Origin of the sequence: Enterobacter sp. DNB-S2 (assembly GCF_019443845.1) — a bacterium.
In the GTDB taxonomy this organism is placed as follows: domain Bacteria; phylum Pseudomonadota; class Gammaproteobacteria; order Enterobacterales; family Enterobacteriaceae; genus Enterobacter; species Enterobacter asburiae_B.
In genome coordinates, this window is sequence record NZ_CP050520.1 from 416498 (window position 1) to 434920 (window position 18423).

General features: G+C 56.5%; 13 protein-coding genes and 1 pseudogene. 7 read left to right on the forward strand and 7 right to left on the reverse strand.

Annotation, left to right across the window (positions count from 1 at the left end; translation table 11 throughout):
• Positions 1 to 59: 59 nt before the first annotated feature.
• Positions 60 to 1709: an alpha,alpha-trehalase gene (locus HB664_RS02135; protein WP_033146864.1), complete on the forward strand. Its 1650-nt coding sequence runs from the start codon at positions 60 to 62 to the stop codon at positions 1707 to 1709.
• Positions 1710 to 1836: 127 nt separating this feature from the next.
• Here HB664_RS02135 and HB664_RS02140 read toward each other — a convergent pair whose 3' ends face one another.
• The gene (locus HB664_RS02140; protein WP_094934861.1) at positions 1837 to 3426 is read right to left on the reverse strand and encodes an STY4199 family HEPN domain-containing protein; all 1590 of its coding nucleotides are present in this window, start codon (positions 3424 to 3426) and stop codon (positions 1837 to 1839) included.
• Between the two features lie 148 nt (positions 3427 to 3574).
• Between HB664_RS02140 and HB664_RS02145 the strand changes: the two genes are divergently transcribed.
• A complete protein-coding gene (locus HB664_RS02145; protein WP_094934860.1) occupies positions 3575 to 4114 on the forward strand; it encodes a GNAT family N-acetyltransferase in 540 nt (179 codons plus the stop codon).
• Between the two features lie 71 nt (positions 4115 to 4185).
• Positions 4186 to 4284 (forward strand): annotated as a pseudogene (locus HB664_RS22985) (lysozyme); the annotation flags it as partial.
• A gap of 97 nt (positions 4285 to 4381) precedes the next feature.
• On the opposite strand, the gene HB664_RS02150 reads toward HB664_RS22985, so the two are convergent.
• Positions 4382 to 5140 carry an SDR family NAD(P)-dependent oxidoreductase gene (locus HB664_RS02150; protein WP_094934859.1) on the reverse strand — a complete coding sequence of 253 codons (759 nt, stop codon included), beginning with the start codon at positions 5138 to 5140 and terminating at the stop codon, positions 4382 to 4384.
• Between the two features lie 119 nt (positions 5141 to 5259).
• On the opposite strand from HB664_RS02150, the gene HB664_RS02155 reads away from it, so the two are divergent.
• From HB664_RS02155 to HB664_RS02165, 3 genes are all read left to right on the forward strand, one after another.
• Positions 5260 to 6159, forward strand: a complete 900-nt coding sequence (locus tag HB664_RS02155; RefSeq protein WP_045404754.1) for a LysR family transcriptional regulator — start codon at positions 5260 to 5262, stop codon at positions 6157 to 6159.
• 52 nt (positions 6160 to 6211) lie between these two features.
• The gene (yhjD, locus tag HB664_RS02160; protein WP_039263097.1) at positions 6212 to 7237 is read left to right on the forward strand and encodes an inner membrane protein YhjD; all 1026 of its coding nucleotides are present in this window, start codon (positions 6212 to 6214) and stop codon (positions 7235 to 7237) included.
• 260 nt (positions 7238 to 7497) lie between these two features.
• On the forward strand, positions 7498 to 8820 hold the full coding sequence (locus HB664_RS02165; protein WP_211438699.1) for an MFS transporter: 1323 nt from the start codon (positions 7498 to 7500) through the stop codon (positions 8818 to 8820).
• 41 nt (positions 8821 to 8861) lie between these two features.
• Here the strand turns inward: HB664_RS02165 and HB664_RS02170 are convergent, their stop codons facing one another.
• The gene (locus tag HB664_RS02170) at positions 8862 to 10904 is read right to left on the reverse strand and encodes an AsmA family protein (protein ID WP_219940306.1); all 2043 of its coding nucleotides are present in this window, start codon (positions 10902 to 10904) and stop codon (positions 8862 to 8864) included.
• Positions 10905 to 10969: 65 nt separating this feature from the next.
• Complete coding sequence (gene pdeH, locus HB664_RS02175) at positions 10970 to 11743, reverse strand: cyclic-guanylate-specific phosphodiesterase (RefSeq protein WP_023309584.1); 774 nt, start codon at positions 11741 to 11743, stop codon at positions 10970 to 10972.
• 229 nt (positions 11744 to 11972) lie between these two features.
• Here pdeH and HB664_RS02180 point away from each other — a divergent pair, with 229 nt between their 5' ends.
• Positions 11973 to 12902 carry a sugar kinase gene (locus HB664_RS02180; protein WP_094934857.1) on the forward strand — a complete coding sequence of 310 codons (930 nt, stop codon included), beginning with the start codon at positions 11973 to 11975 and terminating at the stop codon, positions 12900 to 12902.
• A 344-nt stretch (positions 12903 to 13246) separates the two neighbouring features.
• Here HB664_RS02180 and HB664_RS02185 read toward each other — a convergent pair whose 3' ends face one another.
• From HB664_RS02185 to hmsP, 3 genes are all read right to left on the reverse strand, one after another.
• Positions 13247 to 14740: a pitrilysin family protein gene (locus HB664_RS02185; protein ID WP_219940307.1), complete on the reverse strand. Its 1494-nt coding sequence runs from the start codon at positions 14738 to 14740 to the stop codon at positions 13247 to 13249.
• A gap of 226 nt (positions 14741 to 14966) precedes the next feature.
• Positions 14967 to 16253: a dicarboxylate/amino acid:cation symporter gene (locus HB664_RS02190; RefSeq protein WP_023309587.1), complete on the reverse strand. Its 1287-nt coding sequence runs from the start codon at positions 16251 to 16253 to the stop codon at positions 14967 to 14969.
• 159 nt (positions 16254 to 16412) lie between these two features.
• On the reverse strand, positions 16413 to 18419 hold the full coding sequence (gene hmsP, locus HB664_RS02195) for a biofilm formation regulator HmsP (RefSeq protein WP_219940308.1): 2007 nt from the start codon (positions 18417 to 18419) through the stop codon (positions 16413 to 16415).
• Between the last annotated feature and the right edge of the window lie 4 nt (positions 18420 to 18423).

Below are 18423 nucleotides of genomic sequence, written 5' to 3' on the forward strand. Positions count from 1 at the left end.
CTTATAAGACGCCCGGATAAACCTGTCTTTTGAACACACAACCGGAGGTCCCTATCACCATGTTCAACCAGAAACTACAGGCTACCGAGAACATCGAGTTCGAGATTGCAGAAGAGCTGCGCTACGAGACCGATCCCTGCGAGTTGAAACTGGATGAAATGATTGAGGCGGAGCCGGAACCCGAAATGATCGAGGGGCTACCCGCCTCCGATGCGTTGACGCCCGCAGACCGCTATCTTGAACTGTTCGAGCATGTGCAGTCGACGCGGCTGTTTGCGGACAGTAAAACCTTCCCCGACTGCGCGCCGAAGATGGATCCGCTGGATATCCTGATCCGCTACCGCAAGGTCAGACGCCACCGGGATTTCGACCTGCGCCAGTTTGTGGAGAACCACTTCTGGATGCCGGAAACGTACGGCACAGAATATGTCTCCGACCCGGGACTCTCCCTGAAAGAGCATATTGATAACCTGTGGCCGGTGCTGACGCGCGAGCCGCAGGATCATATTCCCTGGTCTTCCCTGCTGGCCCTGCCGCAGGCCTATATCGTCCCCGGCGGGCGATTCAGCGAGACCTACTACTGGGATTCCTATTTCTCCATGCTGGGGCTGGCGGAGAGCGGCCGTAACGATCTGCTCAAATGTATGGCGGACAACTTCGCCTGGCTGATTGAACGCTACGGGCATATCCCCAACGGCAACCGCACCTATTACCTCAGCCGCTCGCAGCCGCCGGTCTTTGCCCTGATGGTGGAGCTGTTCGAGGAGGACGGCGTGCGCGGTGCGAAACGCTATCTGGATCACCTCAAAATGGAATACGCCTTCTGGATGGACGGCGCGGAGTCGCTGCTGCTTAACCAGGCTTACCGCAGTGCTGTGCGCATGCCGGACGGTTCACTGCTCAACCGCTACTGGGACGACCGTGATACCCCGCGCGACGAATCGTGGATTGAGGACGTGGAAACTGCCCGCCACTCGGGTCGTCCGCCCAATGAGGTATATCGCGACCTGCGCGCGGGTGCGGCGTCCGGCTGGGATTATTCGTCCCGCTGGCTGCGCGATCCGTCGCGGCTCGCCAGCATCCGCACGACGCAGTTTATCCCCATCGATCTGAACGCCTTCCTGTTCAAGCTGGAAAGCGCTATCGCCAACATCTCGGCGTCGAAAGGGGATAAAGAGACGGCAGAGGCGTTCCGCCAGAAAGCCAACGATCGCCGCGCGGCGGTGAACCGCTATCTGTGGGACGAGGAGAGCGGCTGCTACCGCGATTACGACTGGCGACGCGAAGAGCTTGCGCTGTTTTCTGCCGCCAGCATTGTGCCGCTGTATGTTGGAATGGCGACGCACGAGCAGGCAGAACGTTTGTCGGATGCGGTCAAAGCGCGTCTGCTGACGCCGGGCGGAATTCTGGCGACCGAGTACGAAACCGGAGAGCAGTGGGATAAACCCAACGGCTGGGCGCCGCTGCAGTGGATGGCGATTCAGGGGTTCAAGCAGTACGGCAACGACTCGCTGGGCGATGAGATCGCCTGGAGCTGGCTGCATACGGTGAACCATTTTTATAAGACGCATCACAAGCTGATTGAGAAGTACCACATCGCCAGCAGCACGCCGCGCGAAGGTGGCGGGGGTGAGTATCCGCTGCAGGACGGTTTTGGCTGGACGAACGGCGTGGTGCGGCGGCTGATTGGGTTGTATGGGGAGCCTTAAGCGGGGTGCGGTCTGGTGCCCTCACCCCCCACCCTAACCCTCTCCCCAGAGGGGAGAGGGGACTGCACGGTGCGCTCTTCATCTCCCTCGCCCCTATGGGGAGAGGGCTGGGGTGAGGGGAAAAATTTTAGCGAATCACCTCATAAATGGCAGTCTGAATGGACTGCCATTTTTTCGTGGTGGCATCCGGCTGCGACTGCGCGCGGCGAGTGGCCATGTCGAGATCGTGCTGCTGGCGTTTCACCACGGCAGGCACGGTGCAGAACGCTTTGAGATACTCTTTACGAACCGAGGTCAGAGACTCGCCGTTCGACATGGCGTGGCTGAGCGTGTTGATGAAGCGACGGCACGGCTTCTCTTCCACCATGTTCTGGCGGTAGCGTAGCATCAGCTCCAGCACATCGTCATAGCCTGCCGACATCGCCTCTTCGGTCCAGGAGAGCTTCCAGTCCATACCGCCCTGCAAAAATAGCAGGGTCACGCGGGTATCGTTGCGGTTAATGGCCGAGCGGAAATTATTCTCGTCCCAGGTGACCCCCATGCGCGTGAGCGTTTCGCGCGAAGAAGGCGTCTCGCGCATTTCCTGCGGAGGAGCCGCTTCAGCCGCGCTGGCGGTTGCAGGCTGCGGTTTGCTGCTGGTCACCAGCCAGAAGCCCCCCGCCACGATGGCAATCACCATGACGCCGACCGCCCCCCATAGCGCACCGGAAATGAGCTGCTCACGTTGTTCAGGGGTACGCGGCGCGCGCTGGGTCGGCTTTTCAATGGTGTCACGGACTTCAAACAGATCCCCCCCAGTGACCCGATCCATTTTCTGCGCCTTTTCCCAGAAGGTATGCAATTCGCTGGCATCTACCGCCATGAATCCGGCCGGATTGACGCGCGTTCTCCCCTCTTCAAACGCGCGCTGAACGGGCCGCGCGATCTGCGCGTAGTAGCTATCCAGCAGCTGAATTTGCGCCGAGCTTAGCGTTTTCTGAACGGTGATGCTGTTGCGGATTTGCCGGATGTCATCGAGGAAGGTTTGCAGCGTTTTGCGCGGTTCTACCAGCAGCGTCAGCATGGACGGGTCGCTGAACAGCGAAGCGTAATAGCGGCTGAACTCTTTTTTATCCACCAGCATCTGCGCCAGTTCACTGAACATCATGCCGCTGAGGACATCGTTGATCTCGCCAAGCTTCAGCCAGCGCCGCACGCGGTCAGCGTTAAACAGGGTCTTAAGATGGTTGTTCAGCCGTACCTGATCGGGCCAGGCCTGCTGGATGAGCCCTTTGATCATCAGCTCAATCGCGCGTACCTGCTTGTGCGCCTGCTGCTGCTGGAGTTCGCTTCCCGGTGCCAGGTCGGTGCTGTAGGTCAACAGCGGCTGCTGCAGGCGAAGATGTTCCAGCGCGGTCACAAACCGCATCGCCGCAATAAGCTGGTTTTCACTCACATCCTGTCCGCTTTCATACTGCGGAACGCGCTGCTGCAGCAGGCGCAGCTGGAGCGTAAATTCCGACATCTCGGCATCATTGAGGTTGAGTTTTTTCGCAACGGCTCCCCAGCCGCCCAGAGCTAATCGCGCGCTGTCGAGTTGTTCCAGAAACCAGCGTGGATCTTTTCCCTCAGAAGCATGTACATTCAGAAGGAGTAAAATTTCCACCGACGCATGGCGAATGACCGCCAGACAGTGTTCAAACTGTTCGCGAATATGATGTGATGTGCTGAGAGTCATTGTTTTCCTTAAGCGACAACGAAGACATCCGGAATGGGCACGAAATGCCCTTTATTCTTTTTATTTATACGCGGTTAACCATACCTGACTTTCTGTTGAAATAAAGTGACAACCCTAAAATGATTTAAAATGTTTCAGGAGAATCTGAATGCCGGTTTTAATTACCTCTCGCCTGACCTGTTCGCCCCTGCAGGAGCAAGACTGGCCCTTTTTTCTGGCGCTACAGCAGCACCAGGACGTGATGCGCTTTGTGGCGGAAGGCCGCCCCGTCGCGGCGATCCGCGAGGCGTTTGATTCGCGCCTGGCCCCATGGGCACCGGGCAGCGCGCACTGGCTTTGTCTCGTCGTGCGTGACATCGCCTCACAGGCCCCGCTGGGCGTTACCGGGTATATTCATCGGGAGGAAGACTGCGCCGAAGTGGGCTTCCTTTTCGCACCCGAGGCGCAGGGGAAAGGTTACGGCTTTGAATCCCTGAAAGCGCTTTGCGATTACGCTTTTCATCAGGGCGGTATACGGCGACTCACCGCCACCGTCACCGCGGGAAATGTCGCGTCAAGACGCCTGCTGGAAAAAGCCCGCTTTCGTCTGGAAGGTGAATTACGCGAGAGCTATTACCTTGCGGGGCGCTGGCAAAATGACTGGCTATTTGGTTTATTACAGCAGGAATACCTGAATAATAATTCCTGACCAACCGCTTTTTAGCAGATATTTCCCGGACGTCGTTTCCTCTTCAGTGTCGCTATTAAGAGGAAACGAATATCAAACGTCATTCGCTGAAAATATTTTCTGCCGCCATTGCGTTAATAAATAATCATCAGGGTCTTTCTCTTGAGAAATATCGTGATGAAAAGGGGTTATCGGCTATGGCTGCCTGCGTTCTTTATCACTGTCAGTATGCAGACACATCCATACTAAGGGTTTCATTAAGGGGTTCCTTCCCCTTAAGCCCGTGTATCACAGGAACATACCGCCTGATACTTCAATACGTTGCGCATTCATCCAGCCCAATTTATCGCTGAGCAGTGCCGCAATGGCATCGCCAATATCGTCCGGCAGCCCCACCCGGCCCAGCGCCGTCTGCGAGGCCAGAAGCTGATTCAGCTCCGCGTTGTCGCGCACGCGTCCGCCGCCAAAGTCGGTTTCAATCGCGCCCGGCGCAATGATATTGACGGAAATTCCGCGCGCGCCCAGCTCTTTCGCCTGATAACGCGTCAGCACTTCCATCGCCCCCTTCATGGCCGCGTAGGTCCCAGAGCCCGGCTGGGTAAAACGGGCCAGCCCGCTGGAGACGTTGAGGATACGCCCCCCGTCGTTAAGCAGCGGCAGCAGGCGCTGGGTCAGGAAGAAAGGTCCTTTGAAATGAATGTTCAGCGCTTCATCAAACTGGGCTTCCGTCGTGTCGGCATAGGGCGCATATAAACCCGTTCCGGCATTGTTCAATAAATAGTCAAAGGTTTCGCGCTGCCAGGCGGTCTTAAGGGTTTCCTGAAGCTGTCGGGCAAAATGATCAAAACTCGTGATATCCCCGACGTTGAGCTGTAATGCCGCTGCGTTGACGCCTTTTTCCTGAATTTCATGCACAACATCCAGCGCTTCCTGCTGGCTACGATTGTATGTCAGGACAATTCCCGTTCCGTCTGCCGCCAGCTTTAACGCAGCGTTTTTACCCAGACCACGGCTACCACCCGTCACTAATGCGATACGTTCACTCATCATAAACCTCGTTTTGGCTGTTAAGGAGATTGAGAAAGAGCTTATTAGGTGATAGAAAATCAATAAAGATGGGTTAAAACGCTTCACTGTTTCAACAGAAACAACAATGAGCTTCCTCTATGGATAAAATTCACGCAATGCAGTTGTTCGTCCGCGTCGCGGAACTGGAGAGTTTTTCCCGCGCGGCCGAAACATTAACCCTGCCGAAAGGCAGCGTCTCGCGGCAAATTCAGGCCCTGGAAAACCGGCTTGGCACCCAGCTATTGCACCGCACCACGCGACGCGTCAGCCTGACGCAGGACGGCATGGTCTATTACGAACGGGCAAAAGATCTGCTGGCAAACCTTGATGAACTCGACGGTATGTTTCAGCACGATCCCTCCAGCATCAGCGGTCGGCTCCGCGTGGATATGCCCGTCGGCGTTGCTCGAAATTTAGTCATCCCCAAACTGCCTGCTTTTCTGCAGCACTATCCGGGCATTGAACTCGAGCTCAGCAGCAGCGATCGTCTGGTGGATGTGATCCGCGAAGGGTTTGATTGCGTGGTGCGCGTCGGCACATTGAAGGATTCAGGGCTGATTGCCCGTCCGCTGGGCAAGCTGTCGGTGATTAATTGCGCCAGCCCGGATTATCTGGCGCGATTTGGCTACCCGGAAACGCTCGACGATTTAGGCTCGCACGCCGTGATCCACTACGCCGCGATGCTGGGAACCCGCCCGCAGGGCTTTGAGTTTTATAACGGCAGTGCGACGCAGTGGATAAAAACGGGCGGGGTGTTAACCGTCAACAGCACGGAAACTTACCAGGCTGCCTGTCTCGCCGGGCTGGGCATTATTCAGGTTCCGCGGGTTGGGGTGCGTGATTTACTGCGCGCGAAGAAACTGATTGAGATCCTCCCGCAATACCGGGCCGAACCGATGCCTGTCTCCCTGATTTACCCCCACCGCCGCAACCTCTCCCGCCGGGTCCATCTGTTCATGGAGTGGCTTACCGAACTCACAAAAGCTTACGTGGACTAGCCGCAAGCTATAATTCAAAAACACATCCAGCTCAACGAAAAGGAAAATGCGCGTGACGCCGGAAAACAATCCGCAACGACCGACTCAACATTTAGAGTATGACCCCATCAAAAAGATGGAAACCGAGCCTGAAGCGCCCGCAACGCCGGGAACAGCCAGCAAAGCGCTGGGTACGGTTACCAGCATGGCAGAAAAGATCCAGCAGCTTCCCATGATTGCGCACCTGATACGCGCCACAGAACGGTTTAATGACCGCATGGGAAACCAGTTTGGTGCCGCCATCACCTATTTTTCCTTCCTGTCGATGATCCCAATCCTGATGGTGTCATTTGCGGCAGCCGGTTTTGTGCTCGCGTCGCACCCGACGCTGCTGCAGGATATCTTCAGTAAGATCCTGAATAACGTCAGTGATCCGACCCTTGCCAGCACGCTCAAGAGCACCATCAATACCGCCGTTCAGCAGCGTACCACCGTGGGTATCGTCGGTTTGCTGATTGCCCTTTACTCCGGCGTGAACTGGATGGGCAACCTGCGCGAGGCCATTCGCGCCCAGTCGCGCGACGTCTGGGAGCGTAAGCCGCAGGACCAGGAGAAAATCTGGGTGAAGTATCTCCGCGATTTTGTTTCGCTGATTGGCCTGCTCGTCGCGCTGATCGTGACGCTTTCCATTACCTCCGTGGCGGGCTCGGCGCAGCAGATGATCATCTCCGCGCTGTATCTTGATTACATCGAATGGCTCAAGCCCGCCTGGCGCGGCATTGGGCTGGCCATTTCCATCTTCGCCAACTACCTGCTGTTCTTCTGGATCTTCTGGCGCTTGCCTCGCCATCGTCCGCGCAAGAAGGCGCTGATCCGCGGCACGTTGATTGCGGCGATCGGCTTTGAGGTGATCAAAATCGTGATGACCTACACGCTGCCGTCGCTGGTGAAATCCCCTTCTGGCGCGGCGTTTGGCTCGGTGCTGGGACTGATGGCCTTCTTCTATTTCTTCGCCCGTCTGACTCTGTTCTGCGCGGCATGGATTGCCACCGCCGAGTACAAAGGCGACACGCGAATGCCCGGTAAAACGCACCGCTAGCCCCGCTCTCGGGCTGAAATTTCAGCCCGATTCATCATTTCAGCATATAAATCCAGTCCGTAACTTTTATTTAACTGAAAACCAGTTTAATTGACTGATATTTAAAATCTGTGAAGCATTTCATAGACGTGTTTTCGCTGGCCTGAAAATTATCCGCTTTTTGTTGCTTTTATCACCAGCACGCGGCTTTGTTACAGATTGAAATGTCGCTTTTGCTGTGCGTAATATGGCCTTTCGTTCGACAAAAATAAGAAAATATTATGCAAGCAACAGCCACCACACTCGACTCAGGGACGGAAAACGTTCCGGTAAACTCGCGCAATAAAGTTGTCGTCGCCTCGCTGATTGGCACCGCCATTGAGTTCTTCGACTTTTATATTTATGCCACCGCCGCGGTCATCGTCTTCCCGCATATTTTCTTCCCTCAGGGCGATCCGACGGCGGCCACGCTGCAGTCTCTGGCCACCTTTGCCATCGCGTTTGTTGCGCGTCCGATTGGCTCTGCGCTGTTTGGACACTTTGGCGATCGCATTGGCCGAAAAGTCACCCTGGTGGCCTCGCTGCTGACGATGGGCATCTCCACCGTAGCCATCGGTCTGCTGCCGACCTATGAAACCATCGGCATTCTGGCGCCGGTCCTGCTGGCGCTGGCGCGTTTCGGTCAGGGTCTGGGGCTGGGCGGTGAATGGGGCGGCGCGGCGCTGCTGGCCACCGAGAACGCCCCGGCGCGCAAGCGCGCGCTGTACGGCTCATTCCCGCAGCTGGGCGCGCCGATTGGCTTCTTCTTTGCCAACGGGACGTTCCTGCTGCTCTCCTGGCTGCTGACGGATGAACAGTTCATGAGCTGGGGCTGGCGTCTCCCGTTTATCTTCTCAGCCGTGCTGGTGCTGATTGGCCTGTATGTGCGTGTTTCGCTGCATGAGACTCCTGTTTTTGCGAAAGTGGCCGCGGAGAACAAGCAGGTGAAAGTGCCGCTGGGTACGCTGCTGACCAAACACGTCCGCGTGACCGTGCTGGGCACGTTCATCATGCTGGCAACCTATACGCTGTTCTACATCATGACCGTCTACTCCATGACGTTCAGTACCGCCGCCGCGCCGGTTGGCCTGGGGCTGCCGCGTAACGAAGTGCTGTGGATGCTGATGATGGCGGTGATCGGGTTTGGCGTGATGGTACCAATTGCGGGCCTGCTGGCGGATAAATTTGGTCGTCGTGCGAGCATGATTACGATCACCACGCTGATTATTCTGTTCGCGCTGTTCGTCTTCCCGCCGCTGCTGGGTTCAGGTAGCCCGGCGCTGGTGATGGCCTATCTGCTGATTGGCCTGAGCCTGATGGGGCTGACCTTCGGCCCGATGGGCGCGCTGCTGCCTGAGCTGTTCCCGACGGAAGTGCGTTATACCGGCGCGTCGTTCTCCTACAACGTTGCCTCTATTCTGGGCGCGTCCGTTGCGCCGTATATCGCCACCTGGCTGCAGGCGAACTATGGTCTGTTCTATGTGGGCGTCTATCTGGCGGCCATGGCGGCGCTAACGCTGATTGCGCTGCTGCTGACGCACGAGACGAAGCACCAGGCTCTGTAATTCACTGCGGCCCTCTCCCACAGGGAGAGGGAGAAAGGGAGCTACTTCTTCATCTGCGACAAAATAGTCCGGCACTGATTGGCCTCGCCTTCTGACGGCGAAATCAACGCCAGCAGCGCTGCGGCCGGGGTGACCAGCGTCGCCAGGGCCGCAGCCACCGCACCGCGCGCAATCAGCGGTCCGGGCTTCACGCCCGCCTGCGGGTTTTTGAAGGTTCCGCGCACGTAAAGCGGCGAGCGCAGGGTGATGATACGAATCCCCTTACTTTCCGGGTCAATCGTCAAATCAAGCTGCTCCGAGGCCATGCTGGCGGTCCCGGTCACGTTAATCACCGCGTTTTCCGTGTCGAAGGCAAATATCTGCGGACGCGCCACGCCGTTAACCAGATCCAGATTGGCCGCCGCGCAGTTCACCCGCACCTCGTCATCACCAAAAATTTGCCCGATGACGTAGTTACCGACGTTCAGCCCCAGGATCTCCATCAGGTTGCGGCTGACCAGCCCGTCGTTCATCAGCAGCTTCAGGTTACCATTGCCGCTGCCCAGCAGCGCCGCCACCGAGTTCCCCACGCCGCGAATGTCGGCATCACCGTTCATTTCACCGAGGGTTTTCTGCATCAGCTCTACGTTCGGCATCAGCTCTTTCAGCTTCAATCGACGCGCCTGGATCTCCGCCCGTCCCTGCATCGGCTTCTTATCGCCTTCCAGATGAATGTTCGAGGAAATTGTCCCGCCCGCCATGCCGAACTTCAGCGGCTGCAGGCGCAGGTCGGCGTTTTTGAGGAGAATATGGGTCGAAAGATTGCTGATCGGCAGCGTACTGCCATGTTCAATTTTTCCGCCTTTGAAGCGCACATCCGCATCCATCACGTTCCATTTGTCGGTTTCGAAGCGATCGTATGGCAGCACTTTGCCGGCAGGCTGAACATCCTTTTTGACCTCTTTCGACCTGGTACCTTTACCCGAATCCACGCCAATCAGCGGACCAAGATCGGCCAGACGCAGCTGACGGGACTCAACATCCCCTTCCAGTTTCGGGCGCGGTTTTCCGGTGGTGTAGGTCAGCGCGCCGTGGATGTCGCTGTCGCCGATGCGGCCGTTGAAATCCCGGTAGTCAAAAACGGACGCTTTTTCGGTGTCGATTTTGGCAACCAGATGCCCGTCCGTTTCGAACGGCGGGGTATCCGGCAGCAGCACGCCGGTCAGTTCATACAGCTCGCCCAGCGAATCGCCGGCAAATTTAAGCTGAAGGTCGACGCCGCCCATATTCATCGGGTCGTTGACCGTGCCAACGAACGCCACGCGGGTGTTACCGGAACGGAAGTCCGCCTGCACCGGGAACGGCGTGCCTTCGCTCCGCAGCGCCAGCATGCCGCCTATTTTCCCTTTACCGCTGAGGGGCCGATCGTTGTAGCGTCCTTTTGCCGTCAGGCCGAAGACATAGTCGCCTACGCTTGCCGCGTCGCCTTTTGCTTTCGTGCCCGTGACCTCGCTAAACGGCAGCGGTTTGCCCAGCGGATCGACGAGGATCTCCACGTCCGCCTTGCTGACCTTATCGTCGATGGCGATCCGCCCGCGATCGAAGAGAATATTGTCGAGACGGAATGACCAGGAAGAAGGCCGGGCATTCGGATCTTTTTCGCTGTCGCTGGCAAGGTTAAACGTCCAGTTGTTGTTTTTTTCTGAAAGTCGGATCAGACGCGCATCGGGCTGCTGAAGTTTGATCCACGGCAGATAAACCGTTTTGGTGAGGAGCGCCAGCGGAGCCAGCGTGGCCTCAACGCGCGGCAGGTGGATCATGGTGACGTCCGGGATATCCGGCGGGTTGCCGAGAATGATGTCGTCGGCATGGACGTGAGGCCAGGGGATCCAGCTTCGCCAGCCGGGCTCCTCTTTCTGACGCTCCCATACCACCCCTAAATCGCCGCGTATGGCGAAGGGGCGGTTCAGTTCGGTTGAGACTTTCTGGTTGATGGTCGGCTTGAGACGGTTCCAGTCAAACGTCGCAATAATGATGGCGACGACCACGATCAACAACAAGAAAATCCCTGCTGTCCAGGAGATTACCCTGGTTGTTCTCGTCATTTTTATCCCCTTTCCTGATGACCTGTCCTGTAAAACTATAGTCCAGACAAAGGGAAGCGGGCTTATCAGAGGGTCGTTATAACGCTATCGAGGCGATCCATGGGTACCGGGCGGGAGAGATAATAGCCTTGCGCCGCCGCCGCGGGAGAGTTTTGCACATCACGCCACTCTTCCAGTGTTTCCACACCTTCAACAATCACGCCCTGGCAATAGCGGTTCATCAGCTGTAATAACAGCGTAAACAGATTCCGCCCTTCCGGGGTCTGACGCAGCATAATGAACAGGTCGCGGGCCACTTTGATGTAGTCGTAGCGCACCTCACTCAGGGCGGAGAAGTTCGCCATGCCGGTGCCAAAGTCATCCAGCCACAGCGGGCCGTATTCGCATATCGACGCAAACGAGGAGTCCTGCGGCAGACGGACATGCTCCACCAGCTCAAAGCGCATCCACGGCAGGGTGGCGATCAGCTCCTGCAATTTTGCGTTCTGACGCAGCGCCAGCAGGGTTGGACCATCGACGTTCACCGAGGCGAGGATATCGTGCTGTTCGAAAAAGGGCTGCTTCGTCGCCAGCATACGAAGCTGTTCTTCCAGCACGTCCAGACGCTGGCGAACGGCAACTTCGGCAAAATAGCGATCCGGCGCGATGCGCTGAGTAGGGTTTGAGGGATGCGTAACGACGGTCAAAATTTCAATTGCCATCAGTCGACCATCTGTTCGGTAGATCGGCTGATAGGTGTACGCACGCTCACATTGCAGCCAGTAGCGATGCTCCTGCAAGTTCTCAATACTTGCCTCAGGCGTAGTGCTCAGCCGCTGGATAACCTGCTCTGACTTCATTTCAGATGTCCTGTTGTTGGGATAGCCTTTCTGGACTCGTCACAGGATTATCGGCGCGACAATTGAGAACTTTATGTTCAATTCACCGGGAAAATGAAATTAAGATGACAGAAATGCGCGGGAACACGCGCTGGCTCAAATAAAATAATGGAACGTTGTTTTAATATAGTTGACCGGTTAATTCACTCAGCGCACACTGCTGATAATTCTTCTGTTCAGGTTCACGACTATGTCCAAAAAAATTGCCGTGATTGGCGAATGCATGATTGAGCTGTCACAAAAAGGCGCGGAAGTCAGCCGCGGATTTGGTGGCGATACGTTAAACACGTCCGTTTATATTGCCCGTCAGGTCGCGCCTGAGGCGCTCACCGTGAACTACGTGACCGCCCTGGGTACGGACAGCTTCAGCCAGCAAATGCTGGAGGCCTGGCAGAGTGAACATGTCGAAACGTCGCTGATTCAGCGTATGGAGAACCGCCTCCCGGGGCTTTATTACATCGAAACCGACAGCACCGGCGAACGCACGTTTTATTACTGGCGTAACGAAGCCGCGGCCAAATTCTGGCTGGAGAGCGACGCGGCCGCGGCCATCTGCGAAGAGCTGGCGACCTTTGACTACCTCTATCTGAGCGGGATTAGCCTGGCGATCCTGAGCCCTACCAGCCGTGAAAAACTGCTCTCGCTGCTGCGCGAATGCCGTGCAAACGGCGGCAAGGTTATTTTCGATAACAACTACCGCCCGCGCCTGTGGGCCAGCCGCGAAGAGACGCAGCAGGTCTATCAGCAGATGCTGCAGTGCACCGATATCGCCTTCCTCACGCTCGACGATGAAGACGCTCTGTGGGGTGAGAAACCGGTAGAGGACGTGATTGCACGCACGCAGGCGGCTGGCGTGAGCGAAGTGGTGATTAAGCGCGGGGCGGATTCGTGCCTGGTCGCGGTGGCGGGCGAAGCGCTGGTTGACGTTCCGGCGGTGAAGCTTGCCAGAGAGAAAGTGATTGATACCACGGCGGCCGGTGATTCATTCAGCGCGGGCTATCTGGCGGTACGTCTGACGGGTGGAACGCCGGAAGCGGCGGCACAGCGTGGTCACCTGACGGCCAGCACGGTGATTCAGTATCGCGGGGCAATTATTCCGCGCGAGGCGATGCCTGTTTAAAGAGGCTGCGGGCTGATGCCCTCACCCTAACCCTCTCCCACGGGGCTGAGGGTTCCCCACAAAATAATGCCAGCACGGACGACCCCCTCTCCCTTGAGGGAGAGGGCTGGGGTGAGGGGGAACATACGGCTCTGGTGGTCATTCCGTTCACTTTATGTTCCTTGCTACTCTGTAACAACATGACTTGTGAACGTGCCAGGGTGGCTCAGGGCATCGCTGTAAGTCATTCATTTACCTGAAGCAACATTCATCGCTTCAGGTAAAAAATTACTGGGGATTACTCTCCCCACAGGGAGAGTGGACGATGAACACCCCCTCCCTGTGGGAGAGGGAATGTTTAAGCATTACTGCCCCTGCGGAATATCCGTCGCGTCCGGATGTAAATCATCAGCCGTGGCGGCCTGCGCAGGCTGCGGCGCGGTAGCCATAATGGAATCCCAGGTCTTCTGAAGTTCCTTCATGTCATACTCCGGCTCGCCCTTCGGTTGCAGGAGGATCAACGCCATCTCCTGCGACAGCTGCTGACGGAGGTCCTGATTGAGCATCTCGACGGTCAGACCGTTCAGGAAGTCCTGACGCAGTTTCTGATACTGTTCCGGCGCAATGTCCACCACCTGATTCTGCAGGGAACGAATACGCTGGCTGATCAGAATGTCGGTATCGGCGCGAGCGTAGGTCGCAAACAGCTTCTGCAGCTCGAGTTTTTTCTGCGCCACGAGAGCGTTGAATTCCTCTTCGGAAAGCCCCTCTTTACGCACTTTTGCCAGCTCTTTTGCGACCACGCCCAGATTGGCATTCAGCTTATCGCCCGGCGATTCAACGTTGATGGCACACTGCGCACGCTGGAACAGCACGCGGCAGTCAAAGCCAAGACCGATATTCTTCACGTTGTTCTTGCTCAGCGTCTGCTGAACGTGCCAGAACAGCGCTTCACGCGCGAGATCGGCACGCCAGTAGCGCAACATCGCCGCGGACTCGCGGATTGGCTGCCAGGCGTTATCCCACATGACGGAGAGGCGATCCTGACGCACGGCGTCCGTCATAATGCTGACAGGCTCTGCACGCAGCGGAGAGAGCGTCGGGACAGGGGCTGGCGTTTCACGCTTGCCTTTCAAATCACCAAACGCTTTGTTGATCTGCTCCACCACCGCGCGGCTGTCCACGTTACCCACCACGATCAGCGTCATCGCATCCGGGGTGTACCACTTCTGGTAGAACGATTTTACCTGTTCGGCGTCCACCGGCTGTTTCAGCGGTTCGGCCGGGTCATGTCCCAGCAGCGTCGAGCCCTTCAGGCGGTAACGCCACCAGCCCTCTTTGGTATCCCCGGGCCAGGTCGCCACCATGTCGCTGTTGTTCAGCGCATAGTTGACGGTGTCCGGCGTAATCGCCAGATTGCCAGAGGCATCGGAGAGATACGTAAGCGCTTCTTTAAGGAGGTCGTTACGGTTATTAGGCAGGCTCAGGTTAAACATGGTGTAGTCATACGAGACCACAGCCGGAGGGAGCGGGCGTTTCGGATCGATGGCCTGCTGCCAAAGCGAACGCACCTGAACCGCTTGCAGGCTGCCGCTCTGCGTGAGCGCCAGCCGGGGAATAAAATGGCTAAAACCGGTTTGCTGAGTGCTTTCCGCGAGGGAACCGGTATTAATGGACAGACGGATTTCTACACGGTCACTGGGACGTTGCGGAGTGGCTAAAACCTGCCACTGAAAACCGTTCGCTAATGTCCCTTGTTGCCAGGCCGGGTCTGGCTGGAGCGCATCTGCCTGCACATAACTGGCTGCTGCCATCATCAGCAAACCGCCGGTTAAGAGTCGAATTTTTGTGCCCTGCATGTGAACCCCTGATCAACATTCCTGGTTAAAAAAGAGTGTTTCGCGACGCGCTTCACTCTTAAAGATGACGATGAAAACACGTCGATTAGACCGCGCGTTCGGCAAAACGTCACGGTCAGAAGTGAAATATACCCAAAAAAATCTTGTCGAATTATGACAGGTACGAACAGTTATTATGCGCAGGAGCCCGCATCCCGACAAGGGAATACGGGCATTTGTGACAAGATTAAGAGGTTAAGCCAGGATTTTTGCTGTCAGTTGAACGGTTATTCAGAGTATCGTCGAGCTTTTTGTGATCCAGCTCTTTCACCCATTTCGCCACCACCACCGTTGCCACGCCGTTACCCACCAGGTTGGTTAACGCACGCGCCTCTGACATGAAGCGGTCGATACCGAGAATCAACGCCAGACCCGCCACCGGCAGGTGACCCACAGCGGAAATAGTGGCAGCCAGCACGATAAAGCCACTGCCCGTCACGCCTGCCGCGCCTTTAGAGGAGAGCAGGAGCACCACCAGCAGGGTAATCTGATGGAAAATATCCATATGGCTGTTGGTCGCCTGAGCGATAAACACGGCCGCCATCGTCAGGTATATCGAGGTGCCGTCCAGGTTGAAGGAGTAGCCCGTCGGGATCACCAGCCCGACCACCGATTTACGGCACCCCAGCTTTTCCATCTTGTCGAGCATACGCGGCAGCGCCGATTCTGAAGAGGAAGTCCCCAGAACGATCAGCAGCTCTTCGCGGATGTAACGGATAAATTTGAAGATGTTGAAACCCGTCGCGCGGGCGATGGAGCCCAGCACCACGACCACGAAAAGGATACAGGTGATATAGAAGCAGATAATCAGCTGACCCAGCTGCACCAGCGTACCGACGCCATATTTACCGATGGTGAAGGCCATCGCGCCGAAAGCACCGATCGGCGCCAGGCGCATGATCATATTGATGATGCCGAAAATCACCTGGGAGAAGCTTTCGATCACATTAAAGATAAGCTGGCCTTTGCTGCCCAGACGGTGCAGAGCAAAGCCAAACATCACGGCAAACAGCAGAACCTGCAGGATGTTTCCGCTGGCGAACGCGCCAATGACGCTGCCCGGAATCACGTCCAGCAGGAAGGCCACCACACCCTGATCCTTCGCCTGCTCGGCATATACCGCGACCGCTTTGGCATCCAGCGTTGACGGGTCTACGTTCATCCCCGCGCCCGGCTGCACCACGTTGACGATGATCAGACCGATAATCAGCGCAAGGGTACTGACCACTTCAAAATAGAGAAGCGCCACTGCACCGGTACGGCCGACCGCCTTCATGCTTTCCATGCCAGCGATGCCCGTTACTACGGTACAGAAGATCACCGGCGCGATGACCATTTTGATGAGCTTAACGAACGCGTCGCCAAGCGGTTTCATTTGCGCGCCCAGCTCAGGGTAATAGTGACCCAGCAGAATACCGATGGCGATGGCTGTCAGGACCTGGAAATAAAGACTTTTGAAGAGTGAGGTTTTCATAAGGTGTCCTTGGGAAGAAAAACCACAGGCTTTGTAAGGTTATGGTTAACCTGCGGCTTTAAAATAACACCCACATAACAGGACAGAAATAAACTCAGTTCAAATTTGAAACACAAATGTTAAGAACTTTGAGCTGGCTCGCACAAGCCAGCAACAAAATTACACTTTTGCGTTATTGTCAGCACCAGAAAGGTATCGTTCTTCAAAGACATCCGAAGGAACAGCAGGGGCAAAAAGGAAGCCTTGTCCGCTCTCCACGCCCGCCTCTGCCAGCCAGGCACGTTGCGCTTCGGTTTCAATCCCCTCGGCAATAAGATGCAGGTTGAGGCTGCGCGCCATCTGGATAATCGCCTGCACCATGCTGCTGTCGCCCGGCAGACCGTCGACAAACGCTTTGTCAATTTTGAGCACGTCCACCGGAAGGGTTTTCATGTGCTGAAGCTGACGCAGCCCGGCGTATCCCATGCCGAAATCGTCCAGCGCAATGCGAATGCCGGCATTGCGCAGCGGTTTCAGGATCGCGACCGCCTGATTAGGGTCGTCGATGCGTCGGCTCTCCGTCACTTCCAGAGTTAACGTATCAGGCTTGATTCGGTAACGATGGATCAGCTCCAGCATCTCTGAAACCATGGTTGGGTGCATCAGCTGCTGGGCAGATAAATTGACCGACAGCGGCAGCGTCACGCCGCGCTCCTGCCAGGCGGCAAGCTGACGGCAGGACTCCTCCAGCACCCAGTAGCCGACGGTAACCATCAGGCCACAGGACTCAATGCGCTCAATCAACCCTTCCGGCAGCTCCCATGAACCATCCGGTTGCTGCACGCGCAGCAGTGCCTCGGCGCTTTTCACTTCTCCCGTCAGCAAATTCACCTGCGGCTGTAGCCAGAGGGCAAACTGGCGGTTATCCAGCGCGGTCAGGATGTCGCTCTCTTCCGTCAGTCGCTGCTGCGCCTTTTCCATCTCTTCCGGCGCGAAGAACTGGATCTGATTTTTGCCTTTGCGCCGGGCGGTGAACGCCGCCGAGAACGCGCGATGATAAAGCTGCTCTGCCGTTAAATCGCCATAGTACATCGCAATACCGATACTGGCGCTTGGACGAAGCTGGATACCCTGAATGGGCAACCGCTCATTAATGACAGTGAGTACTTGCTGACCTAAAGTGATCGCATGCCAGGGTTCTTTTACGCCGTTGGCAATCACCACCAGGTCGTAACCGCTGACCTGGGTCAGCACCATGCGCGGGGCAAGGACAGACTTCACTTTTTCCACCAGGGTCAGCAGCAGCATTTCGCGCTGGCTCTCCCTGAGCACGCCAGCCGTATCCTGCAGGGTTTCACAGGCGATAACCATCAGCGCCGTGGTTTGCTGACGGGCAACGGTCTGCTCCAGCATCGCCATCAGGAAGGCTTTATTGGGAAGCTCCGACACCGGGAAGCGCGTGGCGCTGCTGTTTAACTCATCCTGCTGGCGCTGAATGCGCTGCTGGTTGAGGTTGTAGCTGCGCACCAGCATGCCTATCTCATCGTCATGATGCAGACGCGGCAGCTCAAGCTGATGCCCCATCTGATCCTGCGGCGCAAGCGTATTCAGCTCGCGGGCGATACGGCGCAGCGGATGAACAATCAGCCGGTTAATGCACCAGGTGAGCGCCACGCTGAGAATAAGCGTCATAAGTAAGCAAGTGGTCACTAACGTAACCACCCAGCTCATGACGAATTTATACATGCGGTAGGAATCCGCCTGTAATACCAGGTAGGCCAGCGGCTGCGGATTGGCAGGGCGTTCAAGCGAATAAACGGGCAGCGAAATCTGCACCGGCAGTTCAAACAGGCGCATCACCATCATCGGGACGGGACGCTCCGGGATAAAGCTCATCCGCAGCGCCTGAAACTGGTTGGGCAAGACGACATCGGCGCGGCTAACGACGCCGGCAGGCTGAATGCGTTTTAAAATGGTTTCCGCTTCGGGAATATCCCCTTTCAGGATAGCGGCAGAGAGCGGGCCGCGCACCGATCGCGCGATACTTTCTAACTGCGAAGCCGTGTTATAGCGATTCTGCTGTACGGAATGAAACAGCAAAATTACGCAGAAGAGCAGTACAAACAGCATGGTGACGGCAGAAACCATCGCCATCTGTTTGATTGTTAAGGAACGGCTGACACGCAAAATG